The sequence below is a fragment of the Tranquillimonas rosea genome (assembly GCF_900111315.1).
Taxonomy (GTDB): domain Bacteria; phylum Pseudomonadota; class Alphaproteobacteria; order Rhodobacterales; family Rhodobacteraceae; genus Tranquillimonas; species Tranquillimonas rosea.
The window spans coordinates 401,492-417,906 of the sequence record NZ_FOGU01000002.1 but is presented as its reverse complement, the minus strand read 5'-3'; the positions used below and the strand labels follow the sequence as shown (position 1 = coordinate 417,906).

The 16,415-nt window shown below is 68.1% G+C and carries 13 protein-coding genes and 1 tRNA gene; 6 read left to right on the top strand and 8 right to left on the bottom strand.

The genetic code is table 11. The features are described from left to right. Window position 1: 1 nt before the first annotated feature. The 6 genes from deoC to BMZ25_RS05040 all read right to left on the bottom strand — a co-directional run bounded on the left by deoC (window position 2) and on the right by BMZ25_RS05040 (window position 7,938). Window positions 2-913: a deoxyribose-phosphate aldolase gene (deoC, locus tag BMZ25_RS05065; protein WP_092689557.1), complete on the bottom strand. Its 912-nt coding sequence runs from the start codon at window positions 911-913 to the stop codon at window positions 2-4. Window positions 914-1,223: 310 nt separating this feature from the next. After that, entirely contained in the window at window positions 1,224-3,260 is a 2,037-nt protein-coding gene (locus tag BMZ25_RS05060; protein WP_143071491.1) for an ATP-binding protein, read from the bottom strand. Between the two features lie 172 nt (window positions 3,261-3,432). Continuing rightward, window positions 3,433-5,316: an acyl-CoA synthetase gene (locus tag BMZ25_RS05055; protein WP_092689352.1), complete on the bottom strand. Its 1,884-nt coding sequence runs from the start codon at window positions 5,314-5,316 to the stop codon at window positions 3,433-3,435. A gap of 247 nt (window positions 5,317-5,563) precedes the next feature. Beyond that, entirely contained in the window at window positions 5,564-7,345 is a 1,782-nt protein-coding gene (locus BMZ25_RS05050) for an ABC transporter transmembrane domain-containing protein (RefSeq protein WP_092689350.1), read from the bottom strand. A gap of 87 nt (window positions 7,346-7,432) precedes the next feature. Further along, window positions 7,433-7,506, bottom strand: a tRNA-Gly gene (locus tag BMZ25_RS05045). A 63-nt stretch (window positions 7,507-7,569) separates the two neighbouring features. Continuing rightward, a complete protein-coding gene (locus BMZ25_RS05040) occupies window positions 7,570-7,938 on the bottom strand; it encodes a DUF1428 domain-containing protein (RefSeq protein ID WP_092689347.1) in 369 nt (122 codons plus the stop codon). A gap of 73 nt (window positions 7,939-8,011) precedes the next feature. Here BMZ25_RS05040 and BMZ25_RS05035 point away from each other — a divergent pair, with 73 nt between their 5' ends. Beyond that, window positions 8,012-8,449, top strand: coding sequence for a MarR family winged helix-turn-helix transcriptional regulator (locus BMZ25_RS05035; protein WP_092689344.1), 438 nt, complete (start codon window positions 8,012-8,014; stop codon window positions 8,447-8,449). A gap of 7 nt (window positions 8,450-8,456) precedes the next feature. Here BMZ25_RS05035 and BMZ25_RS05030 read toward each other — a convergent pair whose 3' ends face one another. Together BMZ25_RS05030 and BMZ25_RS05025 are read right to left on the bottom strand one after the other, a co-directional pair. Next, window positions 8,457-9,863 (bottom strand): hypothetical protein, encoded by a 1,407-nt coding sequence (locus BMZ25_RS05030; RefSeq protein ID WP_235859776.1) that lies wholly within the window; start codon window positions 9,861-9,863, stop codon window positions 8,457-8,459. 94 nt (window positions 9,864-9,957) lie between these two features. Continuing rightward, entirely contained in the window at window positions 9,958-10,572 is a 615-nt protein-coding gene (locus BMZ25_RS05025; RefSeq protein WP_177190385.1) for an exopolysaccharide biosynthesis protein, read from the bottom strand. Between the two features lie 447 nt (window positions 10,573-11,019). On the opposite strand from BMZ25_RS05025, the gene BMZ25_RS05020 reads away from it, so the two are divergent. The 5 genes from BMZ25_RS05020 to BMZ25_RS20725 are packed head-to-tail and all read left to right on the top strand — an operon-like array spanning window position 11,020 to window position 16,407. Continuing rightward, window positions 11,020-11,214 carry a hypothetical protein gene (locus BMZ25_RS05020; RefSeq protein ID WP_092689339.1) on the top strand — a complete coding sequence of 65 codons (195 nt, stop codon included), beginning with the start codon at window positions 11,020-11,022 and terminating at the stop codon, window positions 11,212-11,214. Window positions 11,215-11,224: 10 nt separating this feature from the next. Then, on the top strand, window positions 11,225-14,368 hold the full coding sequence (locus BMZ25_RS05015) for a formate dehydrogenase subunit alpha (protein WP_092689335.1): 3,144 nt from the start codon (window positions 11,225-11,227) through the stop codon (window positions 14,366-14,368). Between the two features lie 10 nt (window positions 14,369-14,378). After that, window positions 14,379-14,975, top strand: coding sequence for a formate dehydrogenase FDH3 subunit beta (fdh3B, locus tag BMZ25_RS05010; RefSeq protein ID WP_092689329.1), 597 nt, complete (start codon window positions 14,379-14,381; stop codon window positions 14,973-14,975). Next, window positions 14,972-16,255 carry a formate dehydrogenase subunit gamma gene (locus BMZ25_RS05005; RefSeq protein WP_092689326.1) on the top strand — a complete coding sequence of 428 codons (1,284 nt, stop codon included), beginning with the start codon at window positions 14,972-14,974 and terminating at the stop codon, window positions 16,253-16,255. The genes fdh3B and BMZ25_RS05005 overlap by 4 nt, the downstream gene beginning before the upstream one ends. Beyond that, window positions 16,252-16,407: a hypothetical protein gene (locus tag BMZ25_RS20725; protein WP_177190384.1), complete on the top strand. Its 156-nt coding sequence runs from the start codon at window positions 16,252-16,254 to the stop codon at window positions 16,405-16,407. The genes BMZ25_RS05005 and BMZ25_RS20725 overlap by 4 nt, the downstream gene beginning before the upstream one ends. The last annotated feature ends 8 nt before the right edge of the window (window positions 16,408-16,415 follow it).

Here is a 16,415-nt window from a genome sequence, read left to right as displayed (position 1 = left end):
CTCAGGACATCGCGTGGCGGTGCGCGGCGGCGTAGCGCCCGGTAACGTGGTGTTCGAGCTGCCGCTCGATGTCGCCCAGCATGGACGACGCGCCGAAGCGGAACAGATCGGGGCTCAGCCAGGGGCGGCCCAGTTCCTCTTTCATCAGGATCTGCCAGGCCAGCGCCTCTTTCGCGGCCTTCATCCCGCCGGCCGGCTTGAATCCGATCCGATATCCGGTCGCGGCGCCGTAGTCGCGCAGCGCCCGCAACATCACCAGGCTGACGGGCAGCGTGGCGTTGACGCCCTCTTTCCCGGTCGAGGTCTTGATGAAGTCCGCTCCCGCCTGCATCGCCACCATCGACGCGCCATAGACGTTCCGTAGGGTCTGCAGGTCGCCCGTGGCGAGGATGGCCTTGAGATGCGCGTCGCCACAGGCCTCGCGCATCGCGGCGACCTCGTCGTACAGGGCCTGCCAATCCTGCCTGAGCACGTGCTCGCGCGTGATGACGATGTCGATCTCGTCGGCGCCCTCGTCCACGGCATACTTGATCTCCTCAAGCCGCAGCTTGAGCGGCATCAGACCCGTGGGAAAGCCCGTCGCCACCGAGGCGACCGGCACGCCCGACCCCTCCAGCGCGCGGACGGCATGGGCCACCATGGTCGGATAGACGCAGACGGCGCCGGTGGTCAGCGGCATGTCCGAGATGCCGAGCTCTTCCTTGATGTGCCCGGCGAGCGGGTTGCGCGCCTTGGCGCAGAGCCGCTTGACCCGCCCCTCGGTATCGTCGCCGGCCAGCGTCGTCAGGTCGATGCAGCGGATCGCGTTCACCAGCCACGCCGCCTGGTGCAGCTTCTTGACAGACCGGCGCGTGCCCAGCGTCGCCGCGCGCCGCTCGGCCGCGCTGCGGTTGACCGCGTGCCCCTCGAACATCCCCAAATCCAGCGGCAGACCCGCGTTGCGCACCGGGTGACCGTCCTCCGTGCGGACCGGAACCGGGTGCGACGGCGTCGCGATGTCGCTTTCCGACGTGGTCTCGAGGGTCATGGGACAAGCTCCAGTGCGGTTTCGTGTTTCTTTCGCCGTGGCGGCAATCAGGACAGGATTGGACCGCGGGCGCAAGGCATGTGCCGCCGCGTCGTGCACGATGGAACCGCCAACGCTCCTCCCGATGCGCGCAAGAGTTCACGATCGGACGGCGATTGTCGATGTCGCGGCGCATCCAAGCGACCCGGCGCGGCGCCTAGACCGCGCTGTCGGCGGCGCGCGGGAGGGTGAGGATGAAGGCGCTCCCCTCGTTCGCGACGCTTTCGACAGATAGGTCGCCTCCCTGAGCCCGCGCCAGTTCGAGCGAGATCGCAAGCCCCAGGCCGGTGCCGCCCACGCGCCTTGCCGCACTCGAGTCGACTTGGTGGAAGGCATCGAAGATCTTGCACCGCTCCGCGTCCGGAATTCCCGGCCCGCTGTCCCGCACCGTGAATCGGACGCTCTCGGCCAGCATCTCGACGCGCAGCGCGATGCCCCCCGTCTCGGTGAATTTGACGGCATTGCCGATCAGGTTGAACAGGATCTGCCGTGCACGCACCTCGTCGGCCAGCACGCATCCCGGATGCAGATCGACGGAAAACGACAGGCCCTTCTCCTCGGCCGCGAGGCGCATCTGCTCTTCGACCGGGCCGACGATGCGGTAGATGTCGCACGGCGTCGGCTCGACCGAAAGCGTGCCCGACTCGATCTTGGCGAAGTTCAGCATCTCGTTGATGAGATACAGGAGGTGATCGCCGGACTGCTCGACCCGGTCCATGCTGGCCGCGATCGTGTCGACGACATCGTGCGCGCGGGCCGCGATCCGGTCGCGCGGGGTGTCGGGATCGGCGATCGCCTCGAACAGCTTCCTGCCGGCCTCCATCCGGTCGACGTGACGGACCAGCCGAACGTGGCCCAGGACCACTGTGAGCGGCGTGCGCAGCTCGTGGCTGAGCAGGCTGATGAACTGGGTCTTGGCGGCGTTCGCGGCCTCGGCGCTTTCCTTGGCGCGATCCAGCTCGGTCACGTCGACGCGCAGGCCCACCGTGCTGCCGTCGCTCGTCCGCCGGTCGGAGACACGGATATGACGGCCCGAGCCATGAAGCTGCACGTGCTCGGTGTCCGCCGCGAGGAAGGACGCGACCCTCTCCTGCACCCATTGCTCCCGCTGTTCCGGCGGAACGGAATGTTGTCCGCGCCGAAGTTCCTCGCGCGCAAGCACCTCGAACTCCGCGCCCGGCACGGTGATGTCGGCGACCTCGCTGTAGATCTTCTTGTAGCTCGCATTCGCCATGACAAGGCGGCCGTCCGGCCCGAACATCGCGAACCCGTCGTCCAGGGCCTCGATCGCATCCGACAGCCGGAGTTGCGCCATGCGCCGCGCGTCGGCCAGATACATCGTGTAGGCCAGCCCGCCCAGAAACAGTAGCCCGACCGAGATCATCGCCGCCCTCTCCCGGCCGAAATCGGGATGCGTCGCCGGCCAGCCGCCGAGCGTGGTCGCCATGAACGTCCAGGACCCGTCGGGGAAGTCGAACTCGAGCGTGATGTGATCGGTGTGGGCGACCTCCGGATCGCCGAAGATCAATTCGCCACCGCGGTCGTCGACGACGAGCACGTCCAGCGTATCCGCGACCTCGATCAGCCCGGCCCCCCGGAGGAACGCGTAGAAGTCGATGACCAGCGACACCACGCCCCACAGCTCGCGCCCGTCGGGTCCGTCGGTATAGACGGGCCGATGCGCGATCAGCCCCGTGCCCCCCTGCACAAGCGTCACCGGCGCGGTAAGCACGACGTCACCGCTGCGGATGGCTTCAGTGACGGGGGCCGACCCCCCGTCGTGGGTGCGATAATTCAGCCCGAGGACCGCGGCATTCGGGGCCACCGGGTAAGTCATCGCGACTTCCAGGTCGGGAGCGGCGGCGATGTTGAGGATACTGTCGCCCGGCGCGACGAGGCGACCGGCGAGCCGGGAGAACTCCTGCTGGCCGAGATCGGGGTTCTCGCCGATATACGTGGCGACCTCGTTGAGGATCAGCATGTCCTCGAAAATCCGGGCCTCGACGCCTTCGCGGACGTCGATCAGGTCGACGGTGGTCGACAGCTTCAGATCCTGCAGGTACGCGCTGTAGCTGAGCTGCTCGATCCGCAGGCCCACCAGGGCGAGGACCAAGGCGGCCATGGTGAAGAGCACGCCCATGAGCACGCGGCGCTGGGTCGTGGGAGAGACCAGTCGGCTCTTCAGTCCTACCAACACACGGTTCCCCGGCCCCTCTATTGGCGCCTCCGCCCGGCGCGCTGCGACGGCGCGGAATGCATCCCGAACTGGTATCCACAAGGACACCGGTGCGTCTGCCCCCGGCCCCGCGTTTCAGCCTGACGCCGCGGTCATGTTGCCCCGTAACAACGCCGGGGCGGCGGGTGCGTCACCCCGCCCATTCCCACGGGCGCGTGAACTCGCCCAGTGTTGTGGCGACACGGGCCTCGTCGACCTCTCCGTCGCGGGCGAGCCGGGCGACGAGACCGCGCTTGGGATCCTCGATCACCTCGGCGACGTGTACCGGATGGCCCGCCTCGGCCAGGGCGGCGTCATAGACCCGCCGGATCGCGCGCTTGCGCAGGTCGGGCTTGAAGATCTTGCCCACGGCGGTCTTCGGCAACTCGTCCAGGATCTCGATGTATTTCGGACGGGCAGCCCGCTCGTGCACGGTTTCGGCGGCATGGGCCATCAGGTCCTCGGAGGTGGCGGTCGCCCCCTCGCAGAGTTCGACATAGGCGCAGGGCAGCTCGCCCGCGAAGGCGTCGGGCTGGCCGATCGCGCCGACGAAGGCGATGTCCTTGTGCGCGGCGAGCGCCTCCTCGATCTCGGCGGGGTCGATGTTGTGGCCGCCGCGGATGATCAGGTCCTTGGCGCGGCCGGTGATCCAGAGATAACCATCGGCGTCGATCCGTCCGAGATCGCCCGTCCGCAGGTAGCGGTCGTGGTGGAACAGGTCATGGTTCTTGTCGACCTCGGTGTAGGTCGAGCCCGGAAAGACGCCCGGACTGTCGATGCAGATCTCGCCGACCGAGTCGGTGGGACATTCCTGCGGCCCCTCCGGCGTGTGCTTGAGGATGCGCACGTCGGTGTAGGGGAACGGCAGGCCGATGGAGCCGACCTTCTTCTCGCCGTCGGGCGGGTTGATCGAGACCAGGCACGTCGCCTCTGTCAGGCCGTAGCCCTCGCAGATCGTCACGCCGGCGGCGGCCTCGAACCGCTTGTAGAGCTCCAGCGGCAGGGGCGCGGAGCCGCAGAAGGCCAATTTCAGCGACGAGATGTCGGCGTCGACCTTGCGTTGCATCAGCGCCGAGATCGCCGTGGGGACGGTGATCATGAATGTGACGCGATAGCGCTCGACCAGTTTCCAGAAATTGTCGAACACGCCGGCGCCGCGATAGCCCTGCGGGGTCGGCAGGACGATATGCGCCCCCGACCCCAGCGACGCCCCGAGCGACACGATCGTCGCGAAGACGTGGAACAGCGGCAGCGGACAGATCTGCACGTCCTCGGCGGTGAACAGCAGGCGCGAGCCCAGCCAGGCGTTGTAGATGATGCCCGAATAGCGGTGCTGGGCGACCTTCGGCATACCGGTCGTGCCGCCGGTATGGAACAGCGCGGCCACGCGGTCGCCAGTGCTGTCCGCGAAGGTCAGGTCGGTCTTCTGCCGCGCCAGCTCGGCGTTGAAGTCACGCACGCGGGCCTTGTGCGCGACCTTGTTCTTCGGCCGGATCAGCGGCACCAGGAGCCGCTTGGCCCCGGTGAGATAGCGGCGCAGGTCGACCTCGAGCACGGTCTCGACATTCGGCGCCATCGCCACCGCCTCGGCCGTCTTCTGGGCGACGTCGGTCTGCGGGAAGGCGCGCAGGGTCACGACGACCTTGGCGTTGGTCTGCCGCAGGATCGCGGCAATGTGCTCGGGCTCGAGCAGCGGGTTGATCGGATTGACGATGCCCGCGACCGACCCGCCGAGATAGGTCAGCACCGTCTCGGTCGCATTCGGCAGCACGAAGGCCACCACGTCGTTCTCGCCCACGCCGAGGCTGCGGAACAGGTTCGCCGCCTGAGCGACACGGGCGCGCAGTTCGGCCCAGGTGAGCGTCTCGGCCGGATCGTCCGGGCCGGACTGAAGCTGGAAGGTGGTCGCCGGACGCTCGGCATGGGCGCGGGCCGTCGACTCCAGCATCGACCATGTCGTCGAGGGTAGGTCGCGCGCCTCCCACGGCATCTCGTCCTGGATACGGTTGCGGTCGGCCAGCGTGGCGTAGCTCATGTCGGTCTCCTCCCGTCGCGGTCGGATGTGGTCTTGTCGCCGCCCCGGTCCGCGTTCCCCCTCGGACAAGAACGTGCCAAGCCTCCTCGCGCAAGTGTGACGCAGCGATAGAGATGTATCGCGCGCCGCCCCCTATCAAGCGGCGCGGCGGGGCCGCGTTCCATCTGCCCTTCCGGCGGAGGGGGCGCTGCCCCCGTCCGCCTGGCGGTGGACTCCCCCGGGATATTTCCGGACAGGAGAAGACGGGCTATTCCGCGGCGAGGCCCTCGGTGAACTGGAGCCGGGCGAGGCGGGCATAGAGGCCGCCTTCGGCGACGAGCGCGTCGTGGGTGCCTTCGGCGACGATCCGGCCCTGGTCGAAGACGAGGATGCGGTCGGCCTTCTTCACCGTCGCCAGCCGGTGCGCGACGATCAGGGTCGTGCGGCCCCGGCTGAGACGCTCGACCGCGGTCTGGACGGCCTGCTCGCTTTCGGCGTCGAGTGCGCTGGTGGCCTCGTCGAGCAGCATCACCGGCGCGTCCCGGAGGATGGCGCGGGCGATGGCGATGCGCTGTTTCTGGCCGCCCGACAGCATCACGCCGCGCTCGCCCACATGGGTGTCGTAGCCTTCGGGGAGCGCGGCGAGGAAGTCGTGCGCGGCGGCGGCGCGGGCCGCCGCTTCGACCTCGGCATCGGTGGCCTCGGGGCGGCCGAAGCGGATGTTCTCGCGCGCGGTGGCGGCGAAGATCACCGGGTCCTGCGGGACCAGGGCCAGGGCGTGGCGGAAATCCGGGCGGGCCATGTCGCGCAGGTCGATCCCGTCGAGCCTGACGGCCCCGCCGGTGGGATCGTAGAACCGAAGGAGCAGCTGGATGATCGTCGTCTTGCCCGCGCCGGAGGGGCCGACGAGGGCGACCGTCTCACCCGGCGCGACGTCGAGCGACACGCCGTCGAGCGCCGCCTGTCCCGGACGCGCGGGATAGGCGAAATGCACGTCCTCGAAGGCGATTCGGCCGGCGAAGGCGTCGGGCGGGGTCACAGGGTGTTCGGGGTCGCGGACGGTGTCGGTGGTCTCGAGCAGCTCCACCAGCCGCTCGGTCGCACCGGCGGCGCGCTGCAGCTCGCCCCAGATCTCGCTGAGCGCGGCCACGGATCCCGCGACCATCACCGCGTAGATCACGAACTGCACCAGCTCGCCCACGGTCATGGCGTCGGCGCGGACGTCCCGGGCGCCGATCCAGAGCACGCCGACGATACCGGTGAAGATCAGCGAGATAACGATCACCGTCATCACGGCCCGGGTGCCGATGCGGCGCTTGGCAGAATCGAAGCTGGCCTCGGTCACGTCGGCGAAGGTCCGGCGGCTGATCGTCTCGTGAGTGAAGGCCTGAAGGGTCTGGACCGAGCTCAGCGCCTCGGAGGCGTTGCCCGAGGAATTGGCGATCCAGTCCTGGTTCTCGCGGCTGAGGCCGCGCAGGCGCCGGCCCAGCACGATGATCGGCACGATCACCAGCGGCACGATCAGCAGCACCAGGAGCGTCAGCTTCACCGAGGTGAACATCAGCATCGCCAGCCCGCCGATCAGCAGCAGCAGGTTGCGCAGGGCGACCGAGACGGAGGAGCCGATGACGCTGAGGATCAGGGTCGTGTCGGTCGTGATGCGCGAGAGCACCTCGCCGGTCATGATCCGCTCGTAGAATACGGGGCTCATGCCGATGACGCGGTCGAACACGGCCTTGCGGATGTCGGCCACGACGCGCTCGCCCAGACGCGTCACGAGGTAGTAGCGCAGCCCCGTGCCCACCGCGAGAAGGCCCGCGATCCCGAGGGCGGCGAGGAAGTAGCCGTCGAGCAGCCGCGCGGCCGAGGTCTCGAACCCGTCCACGACGCGGCGCACGGCGAGCGGCAGGATCAGCGACACGCAGGCTGTCAGCACCAGGGCCGACAAAGAGGCGGCCAGCAGGGCGCGGTAGGGGGACATGAACGGCCAGAGCGCGGCGAGCGCCCTCACCTGCTTGGATTTGGCGCGGTCTTCGCGGTTCGGCGGCATGGGGATCCTTCGCTCGTCTGCGGCCCCGTCTTAGGCGCCGAACGAAAGGGCCGCAATCGCCGGCAAGGTCGCAGGCAGAGGGATGGATGGAGCGGGTAGCGGGAATCGAACCCGCACGACCAGCTTGGAAGGCTGGGGCGCTACCATTACACCATACCCGCGGCACTGACTTCCCTATGCCAAGCCACCGAGCCGGTCAAGCCGCAGGCGGGTGTGCGGCCCCCTCAGGCGGGGACCGCGGCGCCGAAGCGCGCAAGTTCCTCGAACCCGCCCCACATCATGCGCATGCCGTCGAACGGCATGTCCTTCATCTCGGCCATGCGCAGGTCGTTCATCATCGCCTCCCACGCGGTGTCGCAGGTCTTCTTGTCGGGCCAGATCATCCAGGAGAAGACGACGACCTCGTCGTCCTTCCGCTTCACCGCCATAGGAAAGGACGTGACCTTTCCGTCCGGCACGTCGACGCCCCAGTTCTCCTGCATGCCGAGGCAGCCATGTTCCTCGAAGATGCGCCATGCCGTTTCGGCCATCTCGCGATAGACCGCCTTGTTGGCCGCGGGCACGGCCAGAAGAAACCCGGTGACATACGACATTGCCCACGCTCCTTGCTCTGGATTGACGGGATCATCTTGCGCCCGGCTTTAGGTTGATATCAACATTATTCGCATGAAAGACCCCGACCTGCCGTTTTCCGCCGCACCGGAGGTGCGCGACCGCTGCCTCTGCCTGCATCTTCAGCGGGCAGCGCGGGTCGTCGCGCGCCGGTTCGACGACTCGCTGCGGCCCCACGGGCTGACGAACGGGCAGTTCTCGGTGCTGATGTCCCTGAACCGGCCCGAAGGCCCGCGGATTGGCGAACTGGTGCCGCTTCTCGGGATGGACCGGACGACGCTGATCGCCGCTCTCAAGCCACTGCGCCGGCGGGGGCTGGTGGAGGCGGCTCTGGATCCGGAGGATTCCCGCGCCCGGCGGCTGCGGCTAACGAAGGCGGGACGCGACGTGCTGGCCCGCGCCCTGCCCGCGTGGCGCGCGACCCAGGACGCGATCGACGCAGAGTTGGGTGGCGCCGACGGGGTGCGAGAGACGCTGGCGCGGATCGGATGACGGCGGCTCAGACCACCGCGTTCAGAACCACCCAGAACGACAGCAGCACCGCCAGCACGAGGCTGTAGACACCGTTCCAGCGCAGGCCGACATGGCGGGCGCTCACGCCGCCGAAATTGCCGGTCAGCAGCGTCGTCGCGGTGAAGGGCGAGTTCACGCCGCTCAACGCCCAGCCGGCGGTGATGGCAACGATCACGTCCGTGGCGCTGACGCCGAGCGTCTCGGGGGATGGCAGGGAAGGTGCCAGGAGCGAGACGGTCAGGATCGGGTTCGCCCCGATCTGGCCGGCCAGCGGGATCAGCCACACGAACGAGGCCAGCAGCAGCCAGGTGGGCACCGCCGTCAGGTCGAGTCCCGCCGCCTCGATCACCGGGACCAGCAGGACCGAGCCGAGCGAGCCGATGAAGCCCGCCATCATCAGCAGCACCAGCTCTCCGCGATAGCCCGGCAGCTCCCGGTGGGCATATTGCGAGACGCTGCGGGCGACGCCCGAGGGCGACTGGAGGATGAGCCAGCCCAGCGAGATCGCGGGCACGACGACGAGGACGACGCCGATGATCCGGACGCCTGAGGCGAAGTTGAGGATCGCCACCAGCGTGACCAGCAGCCCGAGCAGACCGGCGAGCGGCAGGATCAGCTTCCAGTCTCCCTCGGGCGCGGTGCGCGGGGGCGGCGGCGCGCTGAGGCGCGGCTTGAACGCGGTGTCGAGCGCCCAGCCGGTCACCGCGATGATCACGCCGGTGCCGAGACAGGGCAGGACCACGCGCGTCCACTCGGCCCCCGGCACCAGAGCGGTCGAGATGGCGATGGCGAAGGACAGCGGCGACCACGGCAGCGTCGAGATGAAACCGCGCTGGATCGCCAGCAGCATCCGCCGCGTGCGGTGACGCCGGATCTCGTCGTTGGGCTCCTCGCTGGCGCTGGCGACCGAGAGCGAGCCGAGCAGCACGATCGCGCCGTAGTTCAGCAGCAGCGCGAAGAGCTGGCCGCCGACCGTCAGCGCGGCATAGCGGCGGCCCGGCGGCTGCTGCGCCAGGAACCGGCCGCAGGCCCGGATCGCAGGCGAGCCGTCGGCGACGTGACGCAGCGTGGCGAGCGCGGTGAAGAAGCCGGCGATGAAGGCGGCGCGTTCCAGCGCGATTTCCACATGGCTCAGCCAGTCGGCCTGTGTGGCGATGTCCGCCAGGACAAGGCCCAGCGCCACGACCACGAACATCACCCGCCCCCACCGCACGCGCATCGCCAACAGCGCCACCAGCAGCACGGTCATCGCCGCCGAGGCGGGCCCGGCCCAGGCCGCGAGGTCCCATTCGTCGAGGATCACGAGAAACATCGTCGCGACCGCGGCGGAGCCGGTGGCACGGGCGGCGAAGGGCGGGGCGTCCGGCGTTTCGGACGACGCGGAGCTACTCATGGCGAACTCGTTCTGGGCGGCGGACGCGCGCCGCTACTCGGTCGGTAAAGCGCGTGGACCGGAAATGTTCAAGGCACCCGGCTTGCCCGGCCGTTCAGCCGGACAGGCCGCTGGCCGCCGCCACGAGGAACGGCACGCTCGACGCGAAGCCGACGAACAGCAGCGCGACGAGGACGAACAGACCGTCGCGCGACAGGAATCCCGCCGCGATCAGGGCGACGGCCGTGCCCAGCAGAGACGACGAGAACGGCAGCAATTCGAGAAACGGCATCGCCAGCCCGCAGAGCACGCACAGCATCTGCGGGAGCGCGTTCACGGGCGGATCGGTCAGCACTCGCAGGCGCGGCCGGGCCAGCCGGTCGATCCAGTCGGCGATGCGCCCGAGCCAAGTTGCGGCCTTGTGCATACGCGCGCCGTCGAGCCGTCGGCGCATGATGAAATCGGGCAGCCAGAGATGCCGCCTGCGGGCCAGCATCTGTCCGGCGATCAGCGCGATGGAGATGCCGCAGAAGCTCGAGAACAGGGGGATACCGCTGAGCGGAGAGATCACCAGAAGCGCCGGGATCAGCATGACGGGCAGGAACGAGGTCTGGCCGAACGCCGCCACGACCTCTCGCACCGACAGCACGTCGGAGCTGCTGAGCTCGTCCAGACGGTCCACGACGCCGCGGACCGCGTGGGGACGCTCCTCTTGCTCGGTCGCCGTCATCATCGCCCTGCTTGTCCGCAGGCCCCGATGCCTGCCGCCGCTGAGATAGGCACTCTGCCCTTCGAGAGGAAGTCACGAGGTCGCACACGGCCCGGATCGGCGCGGAACCGCGGCACCCGGCGGCGACACACTGACGAGCGTTGCCAATTGGCAACATTCCACACAAGCCGCATGGCGCCGGGAACCGAACCAAGTCATGCAGTGTTCGAGGGTCAAGCTTGGACGTCATCCCTGTGTCGCAAGCCCGGGCCATCTCATCCCTATCCCGGCCCTCACCGGATCGTCGGCGGCATTTTGTTACCTCGGTGCCGCCGACGATCCGACCCCCAGTTCATCGATTTATTAAAGTACGACACAAAACCGTCGGAAAATTATCGACAATTATCGGAACCACTCCCAGCCTCTCGAACTTGACCACTTGATCCTGTCATCTTCTGGAGGAGCGCGATGCGTTCGCACAAACCCGACCGCCGGTCGGTCCTGACCGGGCTCGCCGTGCTTCCGACAGCGGTCGCGCCGATGGCGCAGGCCTCTTCACTGCCGCAGCCAGAGACCAAGACGACGACGGGCAAGCCGCGCCACGATCCGGTCCTCCACGAGACCGATCATACGCGCACCTATTACCGCCTCGCCCGCAGCTGAGGAGACTTCGATGCTGAAGCGCCGGAGCGCCGCCCCGCATGCCACAGCAACCCGCCCGACACCGGCAGGCCCCGACGGCCTGACGCGTCGGGCTTTTTTACGTCGCTCCGGCGTCACGGGCGTTGCGCTCGGTGCGCTGGGGGGCGCGGCGGGCCGCGTCGCGCAATCGCAGGATGCCGGCGCCGCCGCCGAGGCGGCCGATGTCGTCCGCCGCAAGACGGTCTGCCCGTTCTGCTCGGTCGGCTGCTCGATCTGGGCCGAGGTGAAGAACGGCGTCTGGGTGGGCCAGGAGCCGGTCTTCGAAAGCCCGATCAACCAGGGAACCCACTGCGCCAAGGGGGCCGCCACCCGCGAGGTGGCGCTGGGGGAACGTCGCCTGAAATACCCCATGAAGCGCGTCGATGGCGAATGGCAGCGCATCAGTTGGGACCAAGCGATCGAGGAGATCGGCAGCGAGCTGACGCGCCTCCGCGAAGAGACCGGTCCCGACGCCGTGGAATGGCTGGGATCGGCCAAGTTCTCAAACGAACAGGCCTATCTCTTCCGCAAGTTCGCGGCGCTCTGGGGCACGAACAATGTCGATCACCAGGCGCGGATCTGTCACTCGACGACCGTGGCGGGCGTGGCCAACTCGTTCGGCTACGGCGCGATGACGAACAGCTACAACGACATCCGCAACTCGAAGTCGATCATCATCATCGGCGGCAACCCCGCCGAGGCGCACCCGGTGTCTATGCTGCACGTCCTGAACGGCAAGGAAAACGGCGCGCCGCTGATCGTGGTCGATCCGCGCTTCACCCGCACCGCCGCCCATGCCGACGAATATGTCCGCATCCGCCCCGGTGCCGACGTGGCGTTCCTGTGGGGGCTGGCGAAGATCATCCTCGACAACGGATGGGAGGACACCGAGTACCTCGAACAGCGCGTCTGGGGCATGGACCAGATCCGCGAAGAGGTCGCGAACTGGACGCCCAATGAGGTCGAGCGCGTCTCGGGCATCCCGCCAGAACAGCTCGAGCGTGTCGCCCGCACCCTGGCCGAGAACCGCCCCGGAACGCTGATCTGGTGCATGGGCTTGACCCAGTCGACGATCGGCAACAACAAGACCCGCGCTGCATCCGTGCTGCAATTGATCCTGGGCAATATCGGCAAGACCGGCGGGGGCGCGAACATCTTCCGCGGCCACGACAACGTGCAGGGCGCCACCGACCTTGGCGTGTCGTGCGACACCCTGCCCGCCTATTACGGCTTAAAGGAAGGCGCGTGGCGGCACTGGGGCCGCGTCTGGGACATCGACTACGACTGGATGCGCGGCCGGTTCAAATCGAAGGAGTTGATGGAAAGCCCCGGTATCCCGGTGAGCCGCTGGGTCGACGGCATCCTCGAAGACGGCGATGCGCTGGACCAGCCCGACCCGCTGAAGGCGGTGTTCTTCTGGGGACACGCCTCGAACAGCCAGACCCGCGGGCCCGACCGTCAGCGGGCGCTGCAGGACGCCGAGCTCGTGGTCGTCGTGGACCCCTACCCCACGCAGACGGCGATCGAGGCCGACCGAGACAACGGGATGTACATCCTGCCCTCGGGCACGACGATGGAGATGTCGGGCACGGTCACCAACTCGAACCGCTCGATCCAGTGGCGCGAGAAGGTCGTGGACCCGGTGTTCGAGGCCAAGGCCGACACCGAGATCCTCTACCTGCTGTCCGAGAGGCTCGGCTTTGCCGACCAGATGTGGAAGCACATCCGCGTCGAGGACAACGTGCCGGTCGCCGAGGATGCACTGCGCGAGATCAACCGCGGCACCTGGACCATCGGCTATACCGGCCCCAGCCCCGAGCGGGTCAAGCTTCACATGGAACAGCAGGACCGCTTCGACTCGATCTCGCTGATCGGCAAGGGCGGCGACGTCGAGGGCGCCTATTACTGTCTGCCCTGGCCCTCCTGGGGGACGCCGGAACAGAACCATCCGGGCACGCCGCTGCTGTATGACACGTCCAAGAGTGTGGCCGAGGGCGGGCTGCCGTTCCGGGCCCGCTGGGGCGTCTCGCACGATGGCGACAACCTTCTGGCCGAGGACAGCTTCACCAAGGACTCCGATCTGAAGGACGGCTATCCCGAGATCACGGCCGGCATGCTGCAGGCATTGGGTTGGGCGTCCGAATTGACGGACCGCGAGAAACTGATGATCGTTGCCGTCGCCGCCGACCGGTTCCGCTGGGACATGTTCGACATGAGCGATGGCGACGTCGAGGACGCGATGACCCGGCTCGAGGACGAGGTCAGGCGCATGCAGTCGACCGGCGAGTCCGGCGATGTCGAAGGCGCCTGGCAGAACTCGTCGGGCGAAGGCTCGGACCGGCTTCAGCCCGGCCGGGCGCGGTCGTTCTTCCCCGACTACCCCGAACAGGCGCTGACCGCGATCGAGGCCTACCTGGCGCACAACCCGCAGGCGGACGCGCCCGACGACCTGACGCTCTCGGCCAAGATCGCGCGGGTGAACTGGAAGACCGACCTGTCCGGCGGCCTGCAACGCGTGGCCATCGCGCACGGGCTGGCGCCCTACGGCAACGGCAAGGCGCGCGCCGTGGTCTGGACGTTCCCCGACCAGGTGCCGCAGCACCGCGAGCCGCTTTACACCAACCGGCGCGACTTGCTGCCGCAATACGCGACCTTTGACGACACCCGCGTTTGGCGCCTGCCCTCGCTCTACAAGTCGGTGCAGGACACCGACTACAGCGAAGAGTTTCCGCTTCAGCTCACGTCGGGAAGGCTGGTGGAATACGAGGGCGGCGGCGACGAGACGCGGTCGAACCCCTGGCTCGCCGAGTTCCAGCAGCAGATGTTCGTCGAGATCAGCCCAGGCGACGCCCAGTCGGCCGGCATCTCCGACGGCGGCTGGGCCTGGGTCCATACGCCCGAGGGCCAGATCCGCGTGAAGGCGCTGGTCACCAACCGCGTGGGCGAAGGCACGGTGTTCGTGCCGTTCCACTTCGCCGGCATGTGGATGGGAGAGCCCATCCACGAGCGCTATCCCGAAGGCGCCAAACCCTACGTCGTGGGGGAGGCGTCGAACACCGTGCAAACCTACGGCTACGATATCGTGACGCAGATGCAGGAGACGAAAGCCACCCTGTGCCGCGTCGAGAAAGCCTGAGGAGGTCCGATTGGCCCGAGTTAAGTTTCTTTGCGACGCCGAGCGCTGCATCGAATGCAACGCCTGTGCGACCGTCTGCAAGAACGAGCACGAGGTCCCGTGGGGCATGGTCCGCCGGCGCGTGGTGACGATCGACGACGGCGAGCCGGGCGAGAAATCGGTAGCCGTCTCGTGCATGCACTGCACCGACGCCCCCTGCGTGGCGGTCTGCCCCGTCTCGACGCTCTACCAGACCGATATCGGCGTGGTTCTGCACGACAAGGACACCTGCATCGGCTGCGGCTACTGCTTCTACGCCTGCCCGTTCGGGGCGCCGCAATTCCCCAAGTCGACGCTGTTCGGCAGCCGCGGGACGATGGACAAATGCACCTTCTGCGCCGGCGGTCCCGAAGAGAACGGCTCGGAAGAGGAGTTCCGGAAATACGGTCGCAACCGCATTGCCGAGGGCAAGCTGCCGATCTGCGCCGAGGTCTGCTCGACCCGCGCGCTTCTGGCCGGTGACGGCGAGGAAATCGGCGAGATCTACCGTGAGCGCGTGGTGCATCGCGGCTTCGGCTCGGGCGCCTGGGGCTGGGGCACGGCCTATTATCCGGAGGAAGAGGCATGACCGAAACGTCGATGCACACCGGCGGCACCGGACGTGCACAGAGCGTGCACGACGGCGGCGTACGCGGTCGCGACTTCACCGGCTACCGCATCGCCGGCGCGATCTGCGCGGTGGTGTTCCTGTTCCTGCTGGCCTGGCAGGCCGTCTACCTTTTCGCGGGCGACAGCCGGACGATCCCCGAGGTCGCCTGGTCGGCTTCCGAGTTCAACGGCGAGACGGTGCCGGAGGCCGATACCGGCGGCACCCTGGCCGCCGAGGTGCTGACCGAACGCACGCGGCTGCAGGACGAACGTTTCCGCACCGGCCCTTCGCCCGAGGCGACGCCGCCCGAGGCCGCGCTGGGAGAGGGCGAGATGCTGCGCACCGGTCCGCTGGACGACGGTAGCCGCCTGACAGGCGCCTGGGCGACGCTCGACGGCGAGACCGGGTCGATGCTGCGCGCCTCGGACCGGACCGAGGGCATCTCGTCCCTGCCCTATTCCAACGCCGACCTGTTCGAGCGGCCCTTCGCCCGCGACTGGCGGGTGGGAATCGCGGATGTCGTGACCCACATGGGCGCGCTGGCGATCCTGGGGATGGCGTTTCTGCTGTCGGCGGTGCTGGCGCTGCGCGGCCGGGTGCCGATCCGGCACGGAAAAAGCGGAAAATCGGTCAAGCGCTTCGGCTTCGTCGAGCGCGCGACCCACTGGCTGACCGCGCTGAGCTTTCTCGGCCTCGCCTTCACCGGAATCGCCATCGCCTATGGCGAGACACTGTTCGTTCCGCTGGGCGAGCGGGCAATGGGCACGCTGGGCTGGTGGTCCACCTGGGGCCACGTGCTGTTCGCGCCGACCTTCACCATCGGGCTGGTGCTAATGATCGTCATGTGGACCGCGCGCAACCTGCCGTCCAAGCTGGACCTCAACTGGCTGGCGCAGGGCGGCGGCTTCTTCTCGGACGAGGGCGGCCACCCCTCGGCGCGCAAGTTCAACGCGGGGCAGAAGCTGATCTTCTGGTCCGCGGTGCTGGGCGGTCTGTTGATGATCCTGTCGGGCGTGACGCTGATGTTCCCGTTCTACTGGCTGGACCTCGGCGGCATGAGCTGGGCGATGCTGATCCATGCGGGCATCGCGGTGCTGCTGATCGCGGTGTTCCTGGCGCACATCTACATCGGCTCCGTCGGGATGCAGGGCGCCATCGACGCGATGTGGGGCGGCGATGTCGACCGCAACTGGGCGGCCGAGCACCACGACCTTTGGCTGCGTGACGAGGTCGACGGCAAGAAGGGGACGGCGCAATGAAGGCCTTCGTGACAGCCGCCGGTATCGTCGCCGTGGGCGCGGTGCTGACCTACTTCGCGCTCGGCGCCTTCGCCCAGCCGACCGCGCTGCGCTATGGCGACGAGTCGGTGATCCTGCTGGACCACGACATCGGGATGGGCGGCGGCCACTGAGCCGCCGG